Genomic DNA, 2,291 nt, shown 5'->3' with positions numbered 1-2,291 from the left:
GCGATGGCCGCCCGGGCCGCCGAGGCGCTGCCCGAGGAGGCGGAGCGGGTGCTGGTGCTCGGCTTCGAGGAGCTGATGTACGCCCCGCTGCGCATAGCCCGCGAGCTGGAGCAGCTCGTCCCCGCCGACGTGCGCTTCTCGACCACCACCCGCTCGCCGGTGCTCGCCGTGGACGACCCGGGCTACGCGATACGCAGCAGCCTGGTCTTCCCCGACCACGACGACCCGGCCGACGGCCCCGGCGAGCGGTACGCGTACAACGTCGCGGGCGGCGGCTTCGACACCGTCCTCGCCGTCGTCGACTCCGCCGCCGACACCGCCCGGCTGCACGCCCCCGGCGGACTCCTCGACCGCCTCGCGGCCCACGTCCCGAACGTCCTGCTCGCGGTCGTGCCGTCCTACGTACCCGACTCCCTCGCCTCTCCCGAAAGGCCGCCCATGCTGCCCGAGCCCCTCCGCGGCCCCGCCTTCTCCTCGTACGCGCCCGACGAGGTCGGCTGGCTGCTCCAGGACCTCTCGGGCGTCACCCTGGAGGCGCCGACCGAGGAGCGCGAGGAGGCCGTGCAGAGCGGCGGCGCGCACTACGCGGAGTCGCTGCCGGTGGAGTACCAGCCCAGCGAGCGCTACCAGGAGCTGTTCCACGCGGCCCTGGACGCCTCGGCCGCCCGGATCGCCCAGGCCGTCGGCGTGGTCACGGAGACCGTCCTCACCGAGGTCGCCGCCCGGCCCCGCCCCGGCGCCTCCGGTGAGACCCCTCGCCCGGTGCTGGTCTCCCTCGCCCGCGCGGGCACCCCGGTCGGCGTGCTGATGCGCCGCTGGGCCCAGCACCGCCACGGTCTCCAGCTCCCGCACTACGCCGTCTCGATCGTGCGCGGCCGGGGCATCGACGCCAACGCGCTGCGCTGGCTGGCCGCCCACCACGACCCGCGTGACGTCGTCTTCGTCGACGGCTGGACCGGCAAGGGCGCCATCACCCGCGAACTCGCCGCCGCCATCGAGGAGTTCGAGCGCGAGGAGGGCATCACCGGCTTCGACCCGGAGATCGCCGTACTGGCCGACCCGGGCTCCTGCGTCCGCACCTACGGCACCCGCGAGGACTTCCTCATACCCTCCGCGTGCCTCAACTCGACGGTTTCCGGCCTGATTTCGCGCACGGTGCTGCGCGCGGACCTGGTCGGTCCGCACGACTTCCACGGCGCGAAGTTCTACCGCGAACTCGCGGGCGCCGACGTGTCGGTGGCCTTCCTGGACGCCATCGCCGCCCGCTTCCCCGAGGTCGAGGAGAGCGTGGACGTGGCCGTCAAGGAGCTGCAGGCCGGGGACCGCGCCCCGACCTGGGAGGGCTGGCGGGCCGTGGAGCGGATCAGCGAGGAGTACGGCATCCACGACGTGAACCTGGTCAAGCCCGGAGTCGGCGAGACCACCCGGGTGCTGCTGCGCCGGGTGCCCTGGAAGATCCTCGCCAAGGCGGGCGCGGGCGCCGACCTCGACCACGTCCGCCTGCTCGCCGAGCAGCGCGGGGTGCCGGTGGAGGAGGTGGACGACCTGCCGTACAGCTGCGTCGGCCTGATCCACCCGCGCTACACGCGCGGTGCGACGGGCGCCGACGGCCGGGCGGTGAGCGTCTGATGACGGTCATGGTGGCGAGCGACCTCGACCGCACGCTGATCTACTCCGCGGCGGCCCTCGGGCTGACCATGCCCGACGCCCGGGCACCCCGGCTGCTGTGCGTGGAGGTCCACGAGAGCAGACCGCTGTCGTTCATGACGGAGACGGCGGCCGGGCTGCTGACCGCGCTCGGGGACGCGGCGGTGTTCGTGCCGACGACGACCCGCAGCCGCAAGCAGTACCAGCGGATCAACCTGCCGGGCCCGCTCCCGACGTACGCGATCTGCGCCAACGGCGGCCATCTGCTGGTCGACGGGGTCACGGACCGGGACTGGCACGTCGATGTGCAGCGACGGCTCGCCGCCGCGTGCGCGCCGCTCGCGGAGATCGAGGACCACCTCGCCGCGATCGGCGATCCGCTGTGGGTGCGCAAGCAGCGCGTCGCCGAGGACCTGTTCGCCTACCTGGTCGTGGAGCGCGAACTGACGCCTGACAGCTGGGTCGCGGAACTGACCGGCTGGGCGGCCGAGCGCGGCTGGACGGTCTCGCTCCAGGGCCGCAAGCTCTACGCCGTCCCCGGCCCGCTCACCAAGAGCGCGGCCGTGCGGGAGGTCGCCCGGCGCACCGGCGCGGATCTGACGCTCGCGGCCGGTGACTCGCTGCTCGACGCCGACCTGCTGCTC

The 2,291-nt window shown here is 73.9% G+C and carries 2 protein-coding genes; both read left to right on the top strand.

Annotated elements, in window-relative coordinates; all coding sequences use genetic code 11:
- Nucleotides 1–1,629 (top strand): cysteine protease StiP domain-containing protein (locus GTW40_RS06200; RefSeq protein ID WP_202485474.1); only part of this gene is annotated, 1,629 nt, incomplete at its 5' end.
- On the top strand, nt 1,629–2,291 hold a 663-nt coding region (locus GTW40_RS06195), incomplete at its 3' end, for an HAD family hydrolase (protein WP_161179142.1). The genes GTW40_RS06200 and GTW40_RS06195, both read left to right, overlap by 1 nt.

Source organism: Streptomyces sp. SID4985, assembly GCF_009863025.1.
Lineage (GTDB): Bacteria > Actinomycetota > Actinomycetes > Streptomycetales > Streptomycetaceae > Streptomyces.
The sequence above is the reverse complement of the archived record's forward strand: the minus strand, read 5'-3'. Positions and strand labels throughout refer to the sequence as shown.